Annotated in this window: 22 protein-coding genes; 5 read left to right on the top strand and 17 right to left on the bottom strand. The window is 60.6% G+C overall.

All coding sequences use genetic code 11. From position 1 onward, the window contains the following. Positions 1-121 precede the first annotated feature (121 nt). From J3A65_RS09985 to J3A65_RS09925, 13 genes are all read right to left on the bottom strand, one after another. Positions 122-385, bottom strand: a complete 264-nt coding sequence (locus J3A65_RS09985; protein ID WP_209900974.1) for a hypothetical protein — start codon at positions 383-385, stop codon at positions 122-124. Positions 386-401: 16 nt separating this feature from the next. Next, positions 402-638: a BolA family transcriptional regulator gene (locus J3A65_RS09980; RefSeq protein ID WP_062581431.1), complete on the bottom strand. Its 237-nt coding sequence runs from the start codon at positions 636-638 to the stop codon at positions 402-404. A 150-nt stretch (positions 639-788) separates the two neighbouring features. Beyond that, entirely contained in the window at positions 789-2996 is a 2208-nt protein-coding gene (gene purL / locus J3A65_RS09975) for a phosphoribosylformylglycinamidine synthase subunit PurL (RefSeq protein WP_113165595.1), read from the bottom strand. Positions 2997-3098: 102 nt separating this feature from the next. Further along, positions 3099-3662, bottom strand: coding sequence for an acyloxyacyl hydrolase (locus J3A65_RS09970; protein ID WP_244508759.1), 564 nt, complete (start codon positions 3660-3662; stop codon positions 3099-3101). Positions 3663-3766: 104 nt separating this feature from the next. Beyond that, positions 3767-4144, bottom strand: coding sequence for a hypothetical protein (locus J3A65_RS09965; RefSeq protein ID WP_062456663.1), 378 nt, complete (start codon positions 4142-4144; stop codon positions 3767-3769). 71 nt (positions 4145-4215) lie between these two features. Next, on the bottom strand, positions 4216-4890 hold the full coding sequence (gene purQ / locus J3A65_RS09960; protein ID WP_062456665.1) for a phosphoribosylformylglycinamidine synthase subunit PurQ: 675 nt from the start codon (positions 4888-4890) through the stop codon (positions 4216-4218). After that, on the bottom strand, positions 4887-5144 hold the full coding sequence (locus J3A65_RS09955) for a hypothetical protein (RefSeq protein WP_209900972.1): 258 nt from the start codon (positions 5142-5144) through the stop codon (positions 4887-4889). Before J3A65_RS09955 ends, purQ begins: the two co-directional genes overlap by 4 nt. A gap of 17 nt (positions 5145-5161) precedes the next feature. Continuing rightward, positions 5162-5404 (bottom strand): phosphoribosylformylglycinamidine synthase subunit PurS, encoded by a 243-nt coding sequence (gene purS / locus J3A65_RS09950; protein ID WP_062456669.1) that lies wholly within the window; start codon positions 5402-5404, stop codon positions 5162-5164. 15 nt (positions 5405-5419) lie between these two features. Then, positions 5420-6184 carry a phosphoribosylaminoimidazolesuccinocarboxamide synthase gene (purC, locus tag J3A65_RS09945; RefSeq protein WP_062456672.1) on the bottom strand — a complete coding sequence of 255 codons (765 nt, stop codon included), beginning with the start codon at positions 6182-6184 and terminating at the stop codon, positions 5420-5422. A 236-nt stretch (positions 6185-6420) separates the two neighbouring features. Further along, a complete protein-coding gene (locus J3A65_RS09940) occupies positions 6421-6975 on the bottom strand; it encodes an alpha/beta hydrolase (RefSeq protein WP_209900970.1) in 555 nt (184 codons plus the stop codon). A gap of 45 nt (positions 6976-7020) precedes the next feature. Further along, the gene (gene purB, locus J3A65_RS09935; protein ID WP_209900968.1) at positions 7021-8328 is read right to left on the bottom strand and encodes an adenylosuccinate lyase; all 1308 of its coding nucleotides are present in this window, start codon (positions 8326-8328) and stop codon (positions 7021-7023) included. 102 nt (positions 8329-8430) lie between these two features. Then, positions 8431-9105 (bottom strand): ribulose-phosphate 3-epimerase, encoded by a 675-nt coding sequence (gene rpe, locus J3A65_RS09930; RefSeq protein ID WP_174196612.1) that lies wholly within the window; start codon positions 9103-9105, stop codon positions 8431-8433. Positions 9106-9175: 70 nt separating this feature from the next. Continuing rightward, a complete protein-coding gene (locus J3A65_RS09925) occupies positions 9176-10252 on the bottom strand; it encodes a branched-chain amino acid ABC transporter substrate-binding protein (RefSeq protein WP_092660855.1) in 1077 nt (358 codons plus the stop codon). 182 nt (positions 10253-10434) lie between these two features. Here J3A65_RS09925 and J3A65_RS09920 point away from each other — a divergent pair, with 182 nt between their 5' ends. Genes J3A65_RS09920 through J3A65_RS09905 form a run of 4 tightly spaced genes read left to right on the top strand, consistent with a single transcriptional unit; the run spans position 10435 to position 13432 of the window. Beyond that, complete coding sequence (locus J3A65_RS09920; protein WP_062456684.1) at positions 10435-10764, top strand: XdhC family protein; 330 nt, start codon at positions 10435-10437, stop codon at positions 10762-10764. After that, positions 10761-11456, top strand: coding sequence for an XdhC family protein (locus J3A65_RS09915; RefSeq protein ID WP_062456687.1), 696 nt, complete (start codon positions 10761-10763; stop codon positions 11454-11456). The genes J3A65_RS09920 and J3A65_RS09915 overlap by 4 nt, the downstream gene beginning before the upstream one ends. A 3-nt stretch (positions 11457-11459) precedes the next feature. After that, entirely contained in the window at positions 11460-13103 is a 1644-nt protein-coding gene (locus J3A65_RS09910) for a molybdopterin-binding/glycosyltransferase family 2 protein (protein WP_209900966.1), read from the top strand. A gap of 2 nt (positions 13104-13105) precedes the next feature. Continuing rightward, complete coding sequence (locus tag J3A65_RS09905; protein ID WP_174196616.1) at positions 13106-13432, top strand: TfoX/Sxy family protein; 327 nt, start codon at positions 13106-13108, stop codon at positions 13430-13432. Between the two features lie 223 nt (positions 13433-13655). On the opposite strand, the gene J3A65_RS09900 is transcribed toward J3A65_RS09905, so the two are convergent. The 4 genes from J3A65_RS09900 to bcp form a co-directional block, all read right to left on the bottom strand. Further along, the gene (locus J3A65_RS09900; protein ID WP_209903427.1) at positions 13656-14081 is read right to left on the bottom strand and encodes an NUDIX domain-containing protein; all 426 of its coding nucleotides are present in this window, start codon (positions 14079-14081) and stop codon (positions 13656-13658) included. Further along, positions 14078-15631 carry a DEAD/DEAH box helicase gene (locus J3A65_RS09895; protein WP_062456700.1) on the bottom strand — a complete coding sequence of 518 codons (1554 nt, stop codon included), beginning with the start codon at positions 15629-15631 and terminating at the stop codon, positions 14078-14080. Before J3A65_RS09895 ends, J3A65_RS09900 begins: the two co-directional genes overlap by 4 nt. A gap of 228 nt (positions 15632-15859) precedes the next feature. Continuing rightward, positions 15860-17167, bottom strand: coding sequence for a M23 family metallopeptidase (locus J3A65_RS09890; protein ID WP_209900964.1), 1308 nt, complete (start codon positions 17165-17167; stop codon positions 15860-15862). Positions 17168-17325: 158 nt separating this feature from the next. Next, on the bottom strand, positions 17326-17793 hold the full coding sequence (gene bcp, locus J3A65_RS09885; protein ID WP_209900962.1) for a thioredoxin-dependent thiol peroxidase: 468 nt from the start codon (positions 17791-17793) through the stop codon (positions 17326-17328). A 114-nt stretch (positions 17794-17907) separates the two neighbouring features. Between bcp and J3A65_RS09880 the strand changes: the two genes are divergently transcribed. Next, the gene (locus J3A65_RS09880; protein ID WP_209900960.1) at positions 17908-21315 is read left to right on the top strand and encodes a DUF3971 domain-containing protein; all 3408 of its coding nucleotides are present in this window, start codon (positions 17908-17910) and stop codon (positions 21313-21315) included. Positions 21316-21416 lie beyond the last annotated feature (101 nt).

The raw sequence follows: 21416 nt of genomic DNA, 5'->3' as shown, positions 1-21416 counted from the left end.
ACCGCTGCGGTGTCTTGCCCCTTAAATAGCAAGGTGACCTTACTAATTCCAGCGCAATTCCGCTTGGAGTGTCAAACTGTTTTGCCCTGGGGCGAGGGACCCGATGTCCTCACGCAGAGGTTTACCGGCTGCGTTGTTTGCTGCGACTTGTCGTGCTCCGGCGGCGGCTCGTCTGCTTTTTGGCGGGCTTTACGACTTTCGATCGCGTGCCGGGCTTCTTCGCGGTGAACCTGCCGGTGGTCGCGGACCTTGTGCTTTCCGGCGCAGCGGCGCGTGTCTGACGCTTCTTGCGCTTGGAAGGCGTGCGGCCATGTGACTTGCCAAGAAGCTGCCTGACGACATCGTCGAAAACGCTGGTCACGATCTGCTTGATCAGGTCGGACATCGCATCGGCAGCCTCGTTACTCGGCGGGGGCGGAGGTCTGAAGCGCCAGGGCGTGCAGAACGCCGCCCATGTTGCCCTTCAGCGCTTCGTAGACCATCTGGTGCTGCTGGACGCGGCTCTTGCCGCGGAACGCGTCCGCGACGACCTCGGCTGCGTAGTGGTCACCGTCACCCGCCAGATCGCGGATCGTGACCTTGGCGCCGGGAATTCCGGCTTTGATCATGTCTTCGATATCGCCGGGACGCATGGGCATGGTGTCTTCCTCTTCTTCGGCCGCAGACTCATATCGCGGCATGCTTTGACCGAAAGACTGCCTGAAAGCAGTCTCCCGGTCAAAGAGGTAACAACCTCAAATACAGATTGCTAGAGGATTTGGATAGGTTGAAGTCACCCGACCCGTGCCTCATGCCATGAACGAGGGGAACCAGCTCTCGTGAGCGATGGTGAGATCCTCGACAGTGATGTCGACGATGTCATCGATGACGACGCGTTCGCCGGCGACCTTGCCGAGGCGGCGGAAGGGCACGGCTGAACCTTCGGCATTGGCCTGCAGGAAATTGGCGATGTCAGCCGGAACGGCGATCACGTAACGCGCCTGATCTTCCCCGAACAGGAGCGCATGCGCCGGTCCGCGCTGTTCCGACAGGCTGACGGTCATGCCCTTTTCCGACGCCATCGCCATTTCGACAAGTGCGAGACCGAGGCCACCGGAGGAGATGTCGTGGCAGGCGCTGACATGGCCGTTGCGGATCGCCGAGCGCACGAAGTCGCCATTGCGGCGTTCGGCGGAAAGATCGACGGTCGGTGCTGGACCTTCTGTCGAGCCGAGGATGTCGCGCAGGTAGATCGAGGAGCCGAGATGGCTACCATCGGTGCCGATCATGATCAGCACGTCGCCGTCGCCAGCGGAGCCGATCCTTGCCATCTTCTGCCAGTCGGGCAGCAGGCCGACGCCGGCGATCGTCGGGGTCGGCAGGATGGCGACGCCGTTGGTCTCGTTATAGAGCGACACGTTGCCGGAGACGATCGGGAAATCGAGGGCGAGGCACGCTTCGCCGATACCCTTGATGGCGCCGACGAGCTGGCCCATGATTTCAGGCTTTTCGGGATTGCCGAAATTGAGGTTGTCGGTGGCCGCGAGCGGCTCGGCGCCGGTTGCGACGATGTTGCGCCAGCATTCGGCCACAGCCTGCTTGCCACCTTCATACGGGTCCGCCTCGACATAACGCGGCGTGACATCAGACGAGAAGGCCAGCGCCTTGGTGGGATGGGTCTCGATGCGCACGACGCCGGCATCGCCGCCGGGGCGCTGCAGCGAATTGCCCTGGATCAGCGTGTCATACTGTTCCCAGACCCAGCGACGGCTGGACTGGTTGGCAGAGCCGACCAGCTTCAAAATGGCATCGTTGTAATCTGTCGGGGCTGCAACGTCTGCCGCGGGCATGTCAGGGCGCGGGTTGTGCTGGATCCAGGGACGGTCGTATTCCGGTGCTTCGTCGCCCAGTTCCTTGATCGGCAGGTTGGCGACTTCCTCGCCCTGATGGATGACGCGGAAACGCAGGTCATCCGTGGTCTTGCCGACGATTGCGAAATCGAGGCCCCATTTGACGAAGATCGCCTTGGCGACTTCTTCCTTCGAAGGCTCCAGCACCATGAGCATCCGCTCCTGGCTTTCCGAGAGCATCATTTCGTAGGCGGTCATGCGCTCTTCGCGGACCGGGACCTGATCGAGCTGCAGCTCGATGCCGAGGCCGCCCTTGGCGCCCATTTCGACGGCCGAGCAGGTGAGGCCGGCGGCACCCATATCCTGAATGGCGATGACGGCGCCGGTCTTCATCAGTTCGAGGCAGGCTTCCAGCAGGCACTTTTCGGTAAAGGGGTCGCCGACCTGAACGGTCGGGCGCTTTTCCTCGATATCGGCGTCGAATTCGGCCGATGCCATCGTGGCGCCACCGACACCGTCGCGGCCGGTCTTCGCGCCGAGATAGACGACAGGCAGACCGACGCCCTTGGCTTCCGACAGGAAGATGCCGTCGGACTTAGCAAGACCGGCTGCGAAGGCGTTGACCAGAATGTTGCCATTGTAGCGTTCGTCGAACTCGACTTCGCCTCCGACCGTGGGCACGCCGAACGAGTTGCCGTAACCGCCGACGCCGGCAACGACGCCGGAGACGAGGTGTTTTGTCTTCGCGTGGTCAGGAGCGCCGAAACGCAGGGCGTTCATGGCCGCAATCGGCCGTGCACCCATGGTGAAGACGTCGCGCAGGATGCCGCCGACGCCCGTCGCCGCACCCTGGTAGGGCTCGATATAGGACGGATGATTGTGGCTCTCCATCTTGAAGACAACGACATCGCCATCATCGATGTCGACCACGCCGGCGTTCTCGCCAGGCCCCTGGATGACGCGCGGGCCCTTGGTGGGCAGCGTGCGCAGCCAGCGCTTGGACGACTTGTAGGAGCAGTGCTCGTTCCACATGGCCGAGAAGATACCGAGTTCCGTATAGGTCGGCTCGCGGCCGATCAGATCCAGGATCCGCTGATATTCGTCGGGCTTGAGGCCGTGGGACGCGACGAGTTCTGGCGTGATCGGGAAGCTGTTCGGAATGGTCATGATCTTCTCTATGTTGCGGAGCGAGATATGCGCCGCTCTTTAGCCTATGTCTTGACGAGGCGCGACAAGAAAATGCCGGCGCGCCACAGGCAAAAGCCGAGATCAGAACCGGTAACCTACCGTCAGACCCGCGCGGGTCAGACCATCGTTTGGTCCGTCGCAGAGATTGGCGTGAGACGAATGGCCCGCCTGCGCCAGGAGCTGCCAGTTTCCGAGAAGTTTGACGCCTGCGGCCACATATTCGTGGAAGAGTGCGCGGCAGCCAAGCTGAGGGTCGTCACCGCTGTCCAGGTTGCCGTCATGCAGCGCGCCGCCGAAGCCTGCTTCCACGAAGACATTGCGCGTGACCGGCATTGTCCACGAGAAGCCTGCATAGACCTGGCTCGTTTCGCCCGTGGTGCTGAGTTCGCCGCCGACGTGAAGACGGGGCCGCAGGACCTTCTCAACGCCCGTCGCCTGTTCACGACCGAACGGATCGGTGAGGAGCATTCCCGTCAGGAAGACGCCGTTTTCCTTGCGACCGCTGTCCAGGGAGGTGAGGACTCCAAAACGCGCGTCGTCGAACAGTTGTTCGGCAGCAACGATCGGTGTCGCGACCATGGACAGGAATGCCAAGGGTGCAGCGAGGGCGATCCGCGCCGGCAGTGTCAGGGAAATCGGCGGCAAACTACTCTCCTCGAATCGGCATTATGTTGCCGTTTGAGGAGAGAGTGGTCTGCGAAACTCGTACGGAGCTTACGCTATCGACAGAAGGCTTCTGACGGTCGAGATCAGCAGTTGGTGTTGCCAGCGGCCCAGCGTTGCACATCGGCGTTGACGCGGCCCGACACAGGCTCGCTCATCAGCGGGCCGAAGGTGGAAAGCTTGGCAGGTCTGCCCTCCGCCTGCACCACGAGAAGCGGACGGATATCGGACGAGCCCTTGCGTGTCAGAAGAAAGCGTGGACGACCGGAGAAGGACGTCAGTTCCGGCGCGAACGCGTAGGACTTGAAGGCCGGGTCGCCCGACCGGAACCAGCAGCGATTGGCGCCAACGGCAACCTTTTCCATCACGTCGAGCGCCGATGCGTTGCTGACCGCTTTGACGGGTGGTTTCGACTGGCAGGACGCGAGCGCGGTCCCGAGAGCGACAAGAGAAATGGCAGTCATAGTACGGTAAGAGATCTGCATGTCGTTCCCGGAGGGTTATGGTATTGTCTGCTACGGAGACCTGAGACAGGTCAGGCAGCGATCACGTCGAGCGCCGAGGCAAAAAGGCCGCGACCGTCACTGCCGCCATGCGCAGCTTCGATCAGGTTTTCCGGGTGCGGCATCATGCCGAGAACGTTGCCGCGCGCGTTGATGACGCCAGCGATATCGCTCAACGAACCGTTGGGGTTGGTGCCTTCCGCATAGCGGAACACGACCTGGCCCTTGTCTTCCATGGAAGCGAGCGTGTCTGCGTCGACAAAGTAGTTGCCGTCATGGTGGGCGACCGGGCAGCGGATGATCTGGCCCTTGCCATAGGCGCGGGTAAAGTCCGTTTCGGCATTCACCACTTCGAGCTTCACGTCCTTGCACACGAACTTCAGCGACGTATTGCGCATCAGTGCACCCGGCAGCATGCCCGCTTCGACCAGGATCTGGAAGCCATTGCAGACGCCCATGACCTTCACGCCCTGTTCGGCCTTCTGCTTGATGGCCTGCATGACCGGCATACGGGCTGCAATGGCGCCACAGCGCAGATAGTCGCCGTAGGAGAAACCGCCGGGAATGACGATCAGGTCGATATCGTCAGGGATCTCGGTTTCCGTCTGCCAGATGGTGACGGGCGCCTGGCCGGAGATCTTGGTGAGGGCGGCGATCATGTCGCGGTCGCGATTGAGGCCGGGAAGCTGGACAACGGCGGACTTCATGGGTGTGGTTCAAACCTTGCATGTGCCTCAGACAGCTCGCGCAGCTCGAGGCGGGTTTCGATACGGTCGAGACGCAGGTCGTGGCGCGCCAGTGCCGTGTGGATATTATGCATGTCCTGATGGAGCGATATCATCGCACCACGCATGGCATTCACTTCTGCCTTCAGATCCCGTTGGCCGATTTTGATGTCAGATATGTCTGCTTGCACGCGCTTCATCAGTTCGTACATGAGTTCATTCGTGACGTCGGCCATGACACACCCCGCAACCGTTAGTCGATTGCGATAGTATAGTTCTCGATTACCGTGTTAGCCAGAAGCTTTTCGCACATCGACTTCAGGTCTGCTTCGGCTTTTACCTTATCGGTGCCCTCAAGGGAAAGGTCGAACACCTTGCCCTGACGAACATGGCCGACGCCTTCGAAGCCCAAGCTTCCGAGCGCGCCTTCGATGGCCTTGCCCTGCGGGTCTAGAACGCCGTTCTTGAGCGTAACGGTCACGCGTGCCTTGATCACTGAATATCCCCCGAATTACTTGACAAGAACCGGGCCGGTCCCGCGGAGCGGCTCGTTTTCGTTGATGATGCCGAGACGGCGCGCCACCTCGGAATAGGCTTCGACCAGACCGCCGAGATCGCGGCGGAACCGATCCTTGTCCATCTTTTCCTTCGTCTCAATATCCCAGAGACGGCAGCTGTCGGGCGAGATCTCGTCAGCCAGGATGATGCGCATCATGTCGCCTTCGAAAAGGCGGCCGCATTCGATCTTGAAATCGACGAGCTGGATGCCGACACCGAGGAAAAGGCCGGACAGGAAGTCGTTGACGCGGATGGCGAGCGCCATGACATCATCGAGCTCGGCCGGGTTTGCCCAACCGAAGGCGGTGATGTGCTCTTCGGACACCATCGGATCGGCAAGCTGATCGGACTTGTAGTAGAATTCGATGATCGAGCGGGGAAGAACGGTGCCTTCCTCGATGCCCAGACGTTCCGACAGCGAGCCGGCGGCGACGTTGCGCACGACGATCTCGAGCGGGATCATCTCCACTTCCTTGATCAGCTGCTCGCGCATGTTCAGCCGACGAATGAAATGCGTGGGAATGCCGATCTTGTTCAGGTGTGTGAAGAGATATTCCGAAATGCGGTTGTTCAGAACGCCCTTGCCGTCGATCACACCGTGCTTCTTCTTGTTGAAAGCGGTGGCATCATCCTTGAAGAACTGGATCAGCGTGCCTGGCTCCGGGCCTTCGTAAAGGATCTTTGCCTTGCCTTCGTAAATACGGCGGCGACGGTTCATGATTGTTTTCTCGTTGTTGGCACCCGGGGCAGGCGCAATGGATCGTGTTTGAGGGGTCCATATCGGAAAAGATCGCATTTCACAATGCGGGGGCCATCCGTCCGGTTTTCATCCCGATGAAAAAAGCTATGCCGGCTCCCTCTACCGGATAGGCCGCAGGCGACTCAGTCGCGCTATGCGGCAGAGCTCCAGCCTAGCAGGAAAAATGCGTCATGATTCCGGCGTGACCGCCGAGTTCAGGGCTTCAGTTTGCCGAGGAACTGGGCAAACACCATCGTACCCTCCGGCCATGGACCATGCCCCGATTCTTCGTTGATATGCCCGGACTCCCCCGCATCGACCAGTACCGATCCCCAGGACGCGGCGATATCGTCGGCGTGATCGTAAGAGCCGAAAGGATCGTTGCGGCTGGCGACGGTCAAGGTCGGAAACGGCAGTGGATCGCGCGGGTAGGGTCCGAACGTCATCAGGTGCTTGGGTCTGATCTTCGGATTGGCCACCTCGGGCGGTGCGACCAGAAACGCGCCGGCGACCTTCTTCTTGAAAAGAGGAATCGCGTGGATGGCTGTTGCCACGCCAAGCGAGTGCGCGACGAGCACAACGGGTCGCGTCGAAGCATTCACTTCGGCCGCGAGCCGCTGGACCCAGTCGTCTTTGACCGGCTTTGCCCATTCCGATTGCTCGACCCGGCGGGCGGTGGCGAGTTTAGACTCCCACCGCGTTTGCCAGTGGCCTGGGCCGGAATTGGTGTAACCCGGGATGATGAGGATATCGGCTTCGGATGCTTTCATGCCGCTTATCTGTGTTTGTGTGATTTCAATATCAAGTTGCTGGTATCAGGCTTCGCCAAAGACCCGGGTAAAGATCGTGTCGACATGCTTGGTGTGGTAGCCGAGGTCGAACTTCTCACGGATCTCTTCCTCGGAAAGGGCGGCCCGGACTTCCTGATCGGCCAGCAGCAATTCGAGGAAGTCCTTGCCTTCCTCCCAGACCTTCATGGCGTTGCGCTGAACGAGGCGATACGCATCCTCGCGCGACGTGCCTGCCTGCGTAAGCGCCAGAAGGACGCGCTGGCTCATGACCAGACCCTTGAACTTGTTCATGTTCTTCAACATGTTCTCTGGGTAGATCACCAGCTTTTCGATGACGCCGGCGAGACGGTTGAGGGCGAAGTCGAGGGTGACGGTCGTATCCGGGCCGATGGCGCGTTCGACGCTCGAGTGACTGATGTCGCGCTCATGCCAGAGAGCAACGTTTTCCATCGCCGGAACAACCGACATGCGCACAAGGCGGGCAAGACCTGTCAGGTTTTCGGTCAGAACCGGATTGCGCTTGTGCGGCATGGCCGACGAGCCCTTCTGGCCGGGCGAGAAGAATTCTTCCGCTTCCAGAACTTCCGTACGCTGCATGTGGCGGATTTCGATCGCGACATTCTCGATCGAAGAGGCGATAACGCCGAGGACCGCGAAATACATTGCATGGCGGTCGCGCGGGATCACCTGCGTGGAAACCGGTTCTGCCTTCAGGCCGAGCGCTGCTGCGACATGCTCCTCGACGCGGGGATCGATGTTGGCAAACGTGCCGACGGCGCCAGAGATTGCGCAGGTGGCAACTTCTTCGCGGGCTTCGAGCAGACGGGTCTTGTTGCGGTACATTTCCGCATAAAAGCGCGCAAAGGTGAGGCCCATCGTGGTCGGCTCGGCATGGATGCCGTGGCTGCGGCCGATACGGACCGTATCCTTGTGCTCGAAGGCACGGGTCTTGAGGGCTTCAAGAACACGATCAATGCCGGCGATCAGGATGTCGGTCGCCCGCACGAGCTGGATGTTGAAGCAGGTGTCGAGGACGTCCGAGGATGTCATGCCCTGGTGGATGAACCGGCTGTCGGGGCCGACGAATTCCGCGAGGTGGGTGAGGAAGGCGATGACGTCATGCTTGGTGACGGCTTCGATCTCGTCGATGCGCGCGACATCGAACGTTGCGCTGCCGCCCTTTTCCCAGATTGTCTCAGCCGCCGACTTCGGGATCACGCCGATCGCGGCAAGCGCGTCGCAGGCATGCGCCTCGATTTCGAACCAGATGCGGAACTTCGTCTCTGGCGACCAGATGGCGACCATCTCGGGCCGGGAATAGCGAGGGATCATGAGCGTGCGGCTTTCCTGTCAAGTGTTGCCCAGCCTGTAGCAACAAGCGGGCCAAAGCTCAATAACTTCGGGTTTGTTTGCAGGGAAGAGGGCGCCGGATGGTTAGCGCGCGCTGCTTGCCGCTGTTCTCAGTGCTTCGATATTGCCGCGATAGGCCTCCATGCCGTCACCCTTGTAGATGGCGGAGCCGGCAACGAAGACGTTTGCGCCGGCAGCGCTCGCAGCGCCGATCGTGTCTGCAGTAATGCCGCCGTCGACTTCGATCTCGATCGGGCGGTCACCGATCAGGGACTTCGTCGCACGGATCTTGTCGAGCATGGCGGGGACGAATTTCTGGCCGCCAAAGCCTGGATTGACGCTCATGATCAGGATCAGATCGACGTCATCGAGCACGTTTTCGAGCGCCGACAGCGACGTTGCCGGGTTGAGTGTCACGCCGACCTTCTTGCCGAGGCTGCGGATTGTCTGCAGGGAGCGATGCAGGTGAGGGCCCGATTCAGCGTGTACGGTGATGCTGTCGCAGCCGGCCTTTGCGAAGGCCTCAAGAAAGGGGTCGGCCGGTGCAATCATCAGATGGCAGTCGAAGAACGCATCCGTATGCGGTCGCAGCGACTTGATGACGTCAGGTCCGAATGAGATGTTGGGGACGAAATGACCATCCATGACGTCGAGATGCACCCAGTCGGCGCCGGCCTGCACAACGTCGATGACTTCCTGGCCAAGCTTGGAGAAATCGGCGGCAAGAATGGACGGGGCGATGCGGATCGGCAGGGTCATGGGATGGGTCTCCGGTTTGAGGGAGGCTTTATCATCCCGTGGCGACAGGAACAATCGCCTGGCCAGACCATCAGTCGGTGGCGGGCCCGATCTCCACAAAGTCCGTACCTTGCCACTCCACCAGACGGAACGGGTTCTGCTTCAACTCGTGGTCCGGGCCGAAGGCGACGGGACCGATCGCAGTCGTGAAGGAGCCTGCCGCAAGAGTGTCGGTCAGGGAACGACCATTGGACGTCTCGGTCACCGCCCGGTGAACAAGTTCCGTTGCCGCATAAGCGGGCAGAACGTAGCCTTCCGGCTCGACATTGCCTGCGCGAAGTTGCGTGACGGCGGTGGAAGCTTCAGGCGCAACTGCGTAATCCGGAAGGGCTGCCGCGAGCACGCCGTTGGCAAGGCCAACAGGACGGTTTGCGGCACGCAGCGCATCTCCGCCCATGACTGTCAGGGAAACGCGTTCGGCTGCAGCGTCGCGAACGATGATGGCGGTATCGTTTCGGTCGCCACCGATAAAGACATGAGTCGCGCCGGCCTTTGCCAGGCGGCGGACGAGAGCGATCTGTTGCTCCTGGCCTGGCCTGAACACGTCGGTGAACGCGGGGCGGATGCCTGACGGTTCCAGCTTCTGGCGAACGGCGCTTGAGAGCTCGCGGCCATAGATCGTGCCGTCGTCGATGAATGCGATCGGCTCGGCCTTCCAGCGGGATAGGATGGCAGATGCAACAGCATCCGCTTCGGCGGTTTCGGTTGGTGCCAGACGGAAAAACGGCCAGTCGTTGCGAAGTGCATCCTCCATCAGGATCTTCGACCGCACCGAGACCGAAACGGCTGGAATAGCGGCGGCCTTCAGAGCGGGCAGCGCTGTCGTCAGCGTTTCCACGCAGAGGAAGCCGATGGCCGCGCTGGCCTTTGCATCCGTCAGAGACTTCGATACCGCGAGCCCGCCATTCTCGTCACAGCTCTCGTCCAGCTCCACCAGCGTATCGCCATTGGCCTCGGCGGCCGCACGGGCGCCTTGGTAGATCTGGGCTCCGAGGAGGGCGTATGGACCCGATTTCGGTGCGACCACGCCGATGATCGCAGCCGATGCAGACGGAGCAGCGAGGAATGAGGCAAACAGGCCGGCTGATATCAAAGTGCGAATGTCCATGCCTTCCCTTAACTCATTGCGGCTTGCGTTCCAGCACATTTAGCTTTCCCATCCGACCGGTCAAAGAGAATCGCGTCACGACGATAAAAACTGCGCGCAGACGTGGAAAAGCGCGGGTGAGGCTTCCATATCGTCACGACGCGCCGATGCGTGTTTCGAAAATTGCCGTCTGAAAGGCACCGATGACCGTCACATCCAGTCTTGATCCACTCGTCACCGCCCAGAATTGGGCCGAAAGCGGCCGCGACGTGGCGATCGCAACCGTCGTCGAGACCTGGGGATCTGCACCACGTCCGATCGGAAGCCATCTCGCGATCGATGGCGAGGGAAATTTCGTCGGCTCCGTTTCGGGTGGCTGCGTCGAGGGTGCGGTGATTACCGAGGCGATCGAGGTGATTTCGTCAGGCACGCCGAAGATGCTGGAATTCGGCGTTGCCGATGAGACGGCGTGGCAGGTCGGGCTTTCCTGCGGCGGCAAGATCCGCGTCTATGTGGAAAGACTCGGTCGATGAAGTTCGATGATCTGGCGCGTCTCAACGGCGCCCGTCAGGAAAGACGGGCCTCGGCGACAATAACCGACCTTGCGTCGGGCGAAATTTCTCTTGTTTCCGAGGAAACGGTTCCGGAGGGTCCGCTTGGTGCCGGCATCGCGGACGCGATGCGCAGCGGCAAGGCCACGAGCGTCGAAATCGACAACCGCATTCTGTTTATCAATGTCTATCTGCCGCCGCCAAGGATCGTTGTGATTGGCGCTGTTCATATCAGCCAGGCGCTCGCCCGTCTGGCGCCGGTGGCGGGCTACGACCTCACGATCATCGATCCTCGGACAGCCTTTGCCACCGAAGAACGGTTTGGTGATGTCGATGTCATCGCGGAGTGGCCCGAAGACGTGCTGAGAGAGCGACCGTTCGATAGCTATACGGCTGTCGCGGCCCTGACGCATGATCCGAAGATCGATGATTTTCCCTTGTCACAGGCGCTGAAGGCGGGCTGTTTTTATGTCGGCGCGCTCGGTAGCCGCAAGACTCATGCGAAGCGCGCTGATCGACTGAAGGATATGGGACATTCCGAGGCGGAGATTGCCCGGATTTCAGCGCCGATCGGTCTCGACATCGGTGCTGCGAACCCGGCCGAGATTGCGCTTGCCACACTTGCCGACATCGTCAGGTCGTTGCGCCGGCGCGACCTCCTTACGCAGGGTTAGGGGATGAAATACGCCAGCTTCCCGTTGCGTGAGGCCGAAAACATCGTGCTCGCCCATTCAATCCGGTTTGAAGGTCAGCGCGGACGACTGCACAAGGGTCACCGGCTAGCGCCTGATGACATCGAGCGTCTTCGCGAAGAGGGTATCGCTTCCGTCATAGGCGTGCGGCTAGATGCGGGAGACGTTCTTGAAGACAATGCGGCGGGAATGCTGGCTGCGGCAATCGCACCTGATCACCTCACGTTTTCGGAGCCAGCAACGGGACGTGTCAACGTTTATGCGGCAACGGCCGGTCTGTTCGTCGCCAACACGCACGTCGTCAACGCGCTCAACGGCGTGGACCCGTCGATCACGCTTGCCTGTCTCAAGGATCGCGTATCGGTCAAGGCAGGCGACATGGTCGCAACGTTCAAGATCATTCCGCTCGCTGTCGATGGCGATTGTCTCGGGAAGGCTGTGGCGCTGCTTGGGGCTTCTACACCGTTTGAGGTCAAACCGTTCGAGGCTCATGCTGTCACGTTGATTGCAACGGAGCTTCCGACGCTGAAGACGTCGGTGATGGACCGAACGGCGAAGCTCATCGAGCAGCGGCTTGCACTTTCGGGCAGCACGCTGGTGCGCGAGATCCGTATTCCGCATACGCATGACGCGCTGACCGCCGCACTGCAGGCGCTTGATCTCGGGAACTGTCGCGAGCCTTCGCTGGTGATCGTGTTTGGTGCGTCCGCCGTTGCCGATAAAGAGGACGTCATTCCGGCTGCGATCCGAGCCGCTGGCGGTGAGGTGATCCGCGTCGGCATGCCGGTCGATCCCGGCAATCTTCTTGTTTACGGCCATATTGGTGGTGTCACGGTGCTGGGAGCACCCGGTTGTGCACGGTCTCCGAAGGAAAACGGTTTTGACTGGATGCTCCACCGGCTGCTTGCCGGTGAAAGACCGACATCGGACGATATTGCCGCACTGGGTGTGGGAGGACTTTTGATGGAGATCCTGACAAGGCCTGCGCCGCGGGACCGCAGCGAGAGCAAGGACGATGTCTCGCTTTCGGTTGCGGCTGTCCTGTTGGCCGCCGGTCAGGCCAGGCGCATGGGCGAAAGTGGCCTTCACAAGCTGCTTGCTGAGTTTGACGGTGTGCCGCTCGTGCGCCGCTCCGCCGAGATGCTGTTGGCCTCGAAGGCCACACCCGTGGTCGTTGTCACCGGTCACCGGCAGCGGGATATTGCGGCCGAGCTTTCATCGCTCGACGTCCGTCTCCAAGACAACCCCTCCCATGAAGCGGGGATGGCGAGCTCTCTGATTGCCGGATTCACGCGGCCGGATGTCGCGGCAGCAGATGGCGTCCTCGTCATGCTGGCAGATATGCCGGGCGTGACCGTCAGCCATATCGATGCCTTGCTCGGTGCCTTTGGGGACGCCGGTGGCGAGGCGATCGTGCGCGCAGTCTCCAACGGCAAGCGCGGCAATCCGGTTATTCTGCCGCGCGCCACCTATGATGCTGTACGGAACCTGCAGGGCGATGTCGGCGCAAGGGCGATTATCGAAACCTCCGGTCTTCCGGTGATCGATGTCGATATCGGTCCGGCAGCCCATCTTGATGTGGATACGCCCGAAGCCGTCATTGCTGCAGGTGGCGTTCTGAGGACGTAACGATGGATAATATTGCGATCGAAGAGATGTTCGAAGGTCTCGGCCCCGTTAGCATCCGTCGGATGTTCGGCGGCAAGGGCATCTACCATCAGGGCCTCATCGTCGCGATCGAGCTGCGCGACGAACTGATGCTGAAAGCCGATGCCGTAAGCGCGCCTGAGTTCGCTTCTGCAGGCGCGAGGCAGTGGAGCTACGAAGGCAAGAAGGGCAAGTCCGTGATGATGCCTTACTGGACGGTACCGGAAGACGCGTTCGAGGACCCCGACCTCATGTCAAAGTGGACAAGACTGGCTTACGAGGCCGCAATCCGGAGTGAAATCGACAAGTAACCTATATTTTTGGCGCTGCGAGATTTCGCGTATTGAATAGGCAATAGGTTTCGCGCTAAAATAGGCATCGTAATGGGGGATGCAGGCTTACCGAGCAGTCGGTGCGTTTCCATCTGACGTAAAATACAACGCTATTTCATCACGGGCAGCCGTTCCGGGAAACCGGGACGGCTTTTTGCGTTGCTGTTTTATCAACGTCCGCCGCGGGCTGGAAGTTGTGTGTTCAGATTTTGAAAAGATGTTCAAATGCGCGGATCGAGAAGACCGAGAGTGGCAGCGGCGGATCGGCAGGGTCAAACCATCCCAGATCCGAAAGCTTGTCCGGTTCGGTCAAGCGTGGCTCGCCGGAGAAATCGCGTGTGACGTAGATCATGGAGATCCAGTGTTGTGCGTCTTCCGGGAGGATCTGTTCAGTCGTGCAGAGAAACTCAACTTTGCCGATCGACAGGCCGGTTTCTTCCTCGGCCTCACGACGTGCCGCATCCGCGGACGGCTCCATCTTATCGACCTTGCCGCCGACGATGTTCCAGTAACCGGCTTCCGGCGCCTTCAGGCGACGGCAGAGGAGAACCCTCCCATCATCCCGCAAAATGACCAACCCGGCGCCGACGCCGGGAAAGTCTATGCCGGGTCTCAAGGACAAATTCAGACCTTGGCGTTGGCGACGATCAGCATGAATGCCGGAATGTCGTCACCGAAACCGACTGGTGTCGGGCCGTCATCGTGGTCGCGGTAGTGACGGCGACGCTCGCGGTTGTCGTCATTGGCAGGATTCGGAGCAGGGGCCGGGCGAGGAGCGCGTTGTGCGCCATTGTTCTGCGGCTTCCTGTCGGCGCTACGTTCGCGCTTTACGTCTTCTACCCTGGCTTCAATCATATTTTCCGTCTGGCTCCGATCATCCTGGCTCGTCGGTTCTGCAATCTTGACCGGAGCTTCTACGCTCCTGGTCTGCTCGGCGCGCTTGCCGCGACCGCGATCCTTGTCGCGCTCGCCACGCTTGCCGCCACGATCGCGACCCTGGCCGCGTTCCTGACCCTTGTCGCTGCTTTCCATCGGTGCCGGCAGGGCAGCGATGTCACCGTTCAGCCATTCGATCTTTTGAGTGATCAGCTTTTCGATGGCATCGAGATACTTAGCATCGGATTTTGTCACAAGCGTGAATGCACGACCGGACCGTCCTGCACGGCCGGTACGGCCGATGCGGTGGACATAGTCTTCCGCATGGATTGGAACGTCGAAGTTGAAGACGTGGCTGACGTCGGGAATATCGAGACCGCGCGCTGCGACGTCGGAGGCGACCAGTAGCGTGATCTGGTTGTCCTTGAAGCCTGCCAGCATGTTGGTACGCGAGCGCTGATCCATGTCGCCATGGAGCGCGCCGACCGAGAAGCCGTGGCGCTCGAGCGAGCGGAACAGGTCGGCGACATCCTTCTTGCGGTTGCAGAAGATGATCGCGTTCTTCAGGTCGTCCTGCGCGCGGATCAGGTCGCGAAGGGTTGCGCGCTTCTCGTAATCCTTGTTGTGAGCGGCGACCAAGCGCTGCGTCACCGTCGTTGCTGTCGAAGAAGGCTTTGCCACTTCGATGCGTTCCGGGTTCTGCAGGAAGCGGTCGGCCAGCTTCTGGATTTCCGGCGGCATGGTGGCCGAGAAAAACAGCGTCTGACGCGTGAACGGGATCATCTTGGCGATCTTTTCGATATCCGGGATGAAGCCCATGTCCAGCATGCGGTCGGCTTCGTCGATCACGAGGATCTCGACGCCTGTCATCAGCAACTTGCCGCGCTCGCAGTGGTCGAGCAGGCGGCCTGGCGTGCAGATCAGCACGTCGGCGCCGCGCTCAAGCTTGCGATCCTGTTCGTCGAACGACACGCCGCCGATCAGAAGAGCGACGTTCAGCTTGTGATTCTTGCCGTATTTTTCGAAGTTCTCGGCGACCTGTGCCGCGAGTTCGCGGGTCGGCTCGAGGATCAGCGTCCGCGGCATGCGGGCGCGGGCACGGCCTTTTTCCAGAAGTGTCAGCATCGGCAGCACGAAGGATGCCGTCTTGCCTGTTCCCGTCTGCGCGATGCCGCAGATATCGCGGCGCTGCAGGGCAAAGGGGATGGCACCAGCCTGGATCGGTGTCGGGATTGTGTAGCCCGAGTCGGTGACTGCAGAGAGTACTTTCTGGCTAAGGCCAAGATCAGCGAATGTGGTCAAAGGGAAATCTGTTTCCGTTGCAATTCGGGGAAGTGATCCGGTGCCGACGGTAACTGGCGTACGACAACTGGCCCGCGACATAGGACCAAAATGCCGGAAAGTCAAGAAATCCCGGAATATTGCTGCCGGATGTGGTGAATAGAGGCGGCAAGGCTGCCAATGTGTTGTCGAACGCGCTCAGTTTCGCAACGCATGACCCATTCCGGTCCTCTCGCGCATCTTTGCGGCCTAATTGAGATAATTGTCGAGCTTCATACCGGCGTTCAGGAAATGCACGGGGTCGACCGGCGAACCGTCGCGTCGCACTTCGTAATGAACATGCGGTCCCGTGGACCGTCCGGTGGAGCCTGCACGTCCGATCACCTCGCCGGGAGCCACGGTTTCTCCGGCTCTGACAAGGATGCGCGACATGTGGCCATAGCGCGTGGTGATGCCTTGGCCATGATCGATCTCGACCAGATTGCCATAGCCTGCTGAGGGACCGGCGACAACGACTTTGCCGGCGCCCGTACTCTTCACGTCGTCACCGGTCTCGGCTTGAAAATCGATGCCTGCATGCAGCGCGAGGCGTCCGACAAACGGGTCCATCCGGTTACCAAACCGGCTGGTGACGGAACGGCCGGGGGCCGGGTTTCCGAACGGCAGCTCGCGCGCCACGTCGCGGACGCTTTCGAGCCGGTTAAGCGCGGAATCGAGATCATCGAGCGATGTGTGGAACGTGTCCGAGAACAGCTGAGGCTGGACGTAGGGGCCACCAATACCCGGGTCCGGTTCGGTCGGAGGAGCGGCCGCGACCTGCACGCCCGTACGCCGGAGGATGGACGTGATGGCGTCTGCCGTCTGCGATGCGCCAGTGGTGAGATCGGCGATCTTGACGATCTGGCGCTTCTCGATGTCCTTCAAGGACAGAGTCACCTTGGAAAAGATGCGGTCGGCTCGATCCGCGAGATTTTCGCGAAGCGGGGTGTAGGCCAATGGGTTGGCGACGCCGAGATCCGCCGGAGCGGAATGGTTCGACAACAGGCCTTCGATCGCGTCCAGTCCATGACTGACGGATGCCTGCTTGTCCTTGCCTTCTGCCTGATAGGCTGAAGCTGGTGACGACGAGGTGCCGGCGGACGGGACGATGCCCGATTCTTCCGCGCGGTCTAGAAGCGAACCAAGCTTGCCGTGCCGCGAAAAGAGGGCGTTTTGCTGTTCAAGCAGTTTCTCGACCTTTTGCTCCACGACCTGCTGATCGAGCAACTGGCGGGATGTGATGCGGTCGAGCTGGGCGCGCAGGGCAGAGATCCGGTCTTCGTAATCATGCTGCATGCGCGCCTGGCGCGCCATCGTTGCGCCGATCAGATCGTCGCGGATCACGAGATAGCTGGTGGCGCCGAGATATCCGATCGCCAACGCGCCGACGACGCAGACGGAGACTGCCGCCATCCAGGGGCGGATCGTCATGTGGCGGATCTTTTCGCCGCTTGCGAGAATGAGAACGTGCTCGGGAGCACGATTTCCAAAAACGCGGCTTTGAGTTCCGTTTGCCACCTTCTGCTCCTGAAGATGCGCATGAGACGAGTCGTGCGCGGTGATCCTTCCTCCGCACTAGACCGCTTTATAGTTAACAAACCGTTGTTTTTCGTGCCGCAGAGCAGGAGGCGTGACACCTCCCTGTCGCATCAACATGCGACAGGGAGGTGTCTGGCTTACATTGCCTGTACGGCTTTCAGCACCTCTTCGGCGTGACCGGCAACCTTTACCTTCGGCCAGACATTTGCGATCCGGCCATGGGCATCGATCAGGAACGTGGTGCGGTCGATTCCCATGTACTTGCGCCCGTACATGCTCTTTTCCTTCCAGACGCCGTAGAGATTTGCGACGGCGGTATCCTCGTCCGATCCGAGGATCACTGCGAGCGCATGTTTCTCGACGAACTTGTCATGCTTCTTCACCGTGTCCGGGGACACGCCGATGACGGCGGCGCCGGCTTTTTCGAACTCAGGGAGGAGGGAGGTGAACGCCAGCGCTTCGGTGGTGCAGCCGCTGGTATCGTCCTTTGGATAGAAGTAGAGAACGACCGGCTTGCCGGCGAACGTCTGCAGCGACACTGTGCTGCCGCCGTCGCGGGGAATATCGAACTGTGGGGCGATGTCGCCAATGGCCAATTCAGACATGAATTTCCTTTCTTTCGCCGGGATCTTGAGCAATTGTCGGCCCATCGGTAGTCTATTGGTGCCCGTTGCGTCTAGTCAGGCTGCAGCGGGTCTTGAGAAGGTAATGTCAGCCTGATGGCGGAAATTCGCGGCGAAAAGGTCAGCTTCAACCGCAAGGATATGGTTCCGCTGCACGAACTTCCCTCTGCACAGGCGGAAGATCCCATTATCGTACACTGCCCACCGCGCCGATCGCGCATGCGCCGCGTGGGCAAGACCTTTTTGCTGTTTACGATGCTGATTCTGGCTGCTGCCGGAACTGCGATTGTCGCCATCGAGAGCGGCGTCGTCGACGGCGCGCTGACGGCGCGGGCCCAGTCGGCCCTCAACAACGCGATCGGGCCCCGTTATGTCGCTTCGGTCGGTTCGACGGCGATCCGGTTTGATTCGGTGATGCGGATCGCGATCGAGGCGCGCGACGTGGATATCGTCGAGCAAGCGAGCGGTCAGCGGCTGAGCCGTGCCGAAGCGCTGCGGATGGCGATCGATCCGATGAAGCTTCTCGGTGGTCGCGTTTCCATCAACAACATTTCCGCGCAAGGCATTCGGCTGGAGACGGCGCAGTTGCCGGCAGGCGATCCTATGGCGCTGTCGCAGGTTCGCGTCGATGCGATGCCGAAGCTGCTCGAGCAGGCGTTCCAGCGCCTTGATGAAGTGCGCGGCCTGATCGAGCGTACCGGCACCGCATTCGTCCGGATTGCCGGCATCGAAATCGTGCTTCCGTCTGCCCCTGGCCAGAAGCCGCTGATGTTCGTCGTCAACGAGCTCAATATGCAGCGCAACCTGGAGGGCGAGATCGATATCAGGGGGATCGTCAGCCTTAACGACCGCCAGGCAACGCTGGTGGCAGGATCCCAGACTATCGAAGGCGTGACGACCGGACTTTCCGCAAAGCTCATGGGGCTGGACGTGACGTCCTTCCTGTTGCATCGGGATGCAGCCGGGATGCCGCGCGAAGGGCTGGACAGTGCCGTCGATCTTGAACTTGCTGCAACCCGTTCGCGCGAGACCACTGTTCCGGTCATCACCGCAAAGCTCAAACAGTCGCCAGGACGGTTCTATTTCGACAGTATCGAGCAGCCCTTCAGCGGCGCGGATATCGACGTTGCCTATGATTTCACCAAGGACGCGATCGAAATCCAGAGATCGGAAGCGCGTTTTGGCCCGACTGTCCTTCCGTTCACCGGCGCGGTCGTCGATCTCAACAGGGTCGATCCGGCAGACCACCGGCCGGGGTTCGGCCTCGATCTCCTCGTCAGCGGCGGAACAGCAGCCGGCGCGTCGAACGCCGAAGAACCGGCACAGTTCGATCTGAAAGCCGTAGGACGCTATCTCTCGGCCGATCGCGAGTTGCAGTTCGACGAGATGGCGATGTCCAGTCCGCTTGGGCGGATGGCCGCTGCACTGAAAGTGCGCTTCGGCACGCAGTCTCCGGAAATCAGCTTCGGCGGTCAGTTGCCACAGATGCAGGTGACTGCAATCAAGCAGCTCTGGCCGTTCTGGATGGCCCGCAAGGCACGCGACTGGGTGATGGGAAACATGTTCGGGGGAACGCTGAGCAACGGCTCCATCGCCGTCTTCATTCCGGCAGGACGGATGAAGGGACCGGGCGTTCCGCTCGATCTCAACCGCAACGAACTGCAGATCAGTTTCGACCTTGCCGACGGGCGCGTCAACCTGCCCGCCGACATCCCGCCGCTTCGCGACATCTACGGCCGTTTCGACCTGAAGGGTGAAGCGATGCAGGTCGACATCACGCAAGCGGGTTCGTTTTTTCCGTCGGGGCGCGCGGTCAAGGTTGAGGGAGTGCGTTTCTCGATCCCATCGACCTACGCGAAGCCGCTGATGGCCGATATCGCGCTGAAACTGAGCGGGCCGGCGGATGCCATCGCGGAACTCACGAGTTTCAAGCCCATCAACGGTCTAAAAAACACAGAGTTCAAGCCATCGGATTTTTCCGGCACTGCCAAGGTGGATGTGAAGGCGCAGTTTGGTCTGGTCAATGACCAGAACCCGCCGAAGCCGGTCTGGAATGCGCATGCGGATCTGCGCGACGTTGCGCTGGCGACGCCGGTGTCCGGTCGCAAGATTTCCAATATCGACGGCACGCTCGATATCGATCCGCAGGCCGCCAGACTGAGCGCGAAGGCTGCGATCGACGAGGTGCCGGCAGACGTCACCCTCGTGCAGCCGATCGACAGCGCGTCGACTGTCAAGCGTGAACAGGTCATCAAGGCAGTTCTCAGCGACAGCCAGAGGGACAAACTGGTGCCCGGTCTCTCGGAGATCGTCCAGGGCACGATCAGCGTGGAACTGACCAGGCTCGATGATACCAGGCAAGGCGTCAGCCTCGATCTGACGCGCTCTGCGCTCTCGATCCCGGGCATCGGCTGGACGAAGGGCAACGGCGTCGGTGCCAAGGCGCAGTTCGAGATTGCCGGGGAGGGACTCCAGCGGACAGAGCTCAAGAACTTCGAACTGGTGGGCGACGGGTTTGGCGCGCAGGGCAATATCGTCCTCACCAATGGTAGCCTCTCGTCGGCGGAGTTTTCGAGCGCCCGCCTGTCGCCGTCCGATAATTTCAGCGTTGCGGTGAAGCAGTCGAAGGGTGTCTTCGATGTGTCGATCGGCGGATCCTCTGCCGATATAAGGCCTATCATCACCAAACTTCGCTCGGCTACGCCTAGTGCAAGTGGGTCGGGTTCCTCTGCCAAAAGCAGCGGTGGCGCGACGATCCGTGCCAAGCTCGATCGCATGGTCGGCTTCAACGACGAGGCCCTGTCGAACGTCAATCTGTTGTTTGCGATACGCGATGGCGACATTGCCTCGGCCGACCTTTCCGCCGTAACGGAAAGCGGGCAGGCGGTTGTCAGCGACATAACGAAGGGCAACACGATCTCGATGACCAGCGGCGATGCCGGCGCCGTCGTGCGGTTTGCCAATATCTACAACAACATGCGGGGCGGTCTTCTCAATTTGCGGCTGCGATCGCAAGGGTCCGACTGGGCCGGCAATGTCGACATCCGAAGCTTCGCTTTGGTGGACGAGCAGCGCCTGCAATCGCTGGTGTCGACCCCTGTGGGCCGGGATGGGGAAAGCCTCAGCAAGGCGGTCAAGAAGGAAATCGACCTCAACGCCGCGCGCTTCCAGCGCGGTTTTGCCTCGCTCGTTTACCGGAACGGAGCGCTCTCTGTTGCCAACGGCATCGTACGTGGCGAGCAGATTGGCGCGACATTCCAGGGCATGCTGCGCGACGCCCGCGGCAGCATGGACATGACCGGCACCTTCATGCCGGCCTATGGAATCAACCGGCTTTTCGGCGAGCTTCCGCTGATCGGTGCCATCCTCGGCAACGGACGAGACCGCGGACTGATCGGCATCACGTTCAAGCTCGAAGGTGTGTTCGACAAGCCCAAGCTGACGATCAATCCGCTGTCGATCATCGCGCCCGGTGTGTTCCGACAGATCTTCGAGTTCCAATAAAAAAAAGGCCCCGCGAACGAGGCCCCAACTTAAATGTATAATACTTTCTTTCGGAAGGAACGTTCGCAAAACTCCGACTTTTGTGAGTGAGTTTTGGGATA

The sequence above is a fragment of the Rhizobium sp. PvP014 genome (assembly GCF_017876855.1).
GTDB classification, from domain to species: Bacteria; Pseudomonadota; Alphaproteobacteria; order Rhizobiales; family Rhizobiaceae; genus Neorhizobium; species Neorhizobium soli.
The sequence above is the reverse complement of the archived record's forward strand: the minus strand, read 5'-3'. Positions and strand labels throughout refer to the sequence as shown.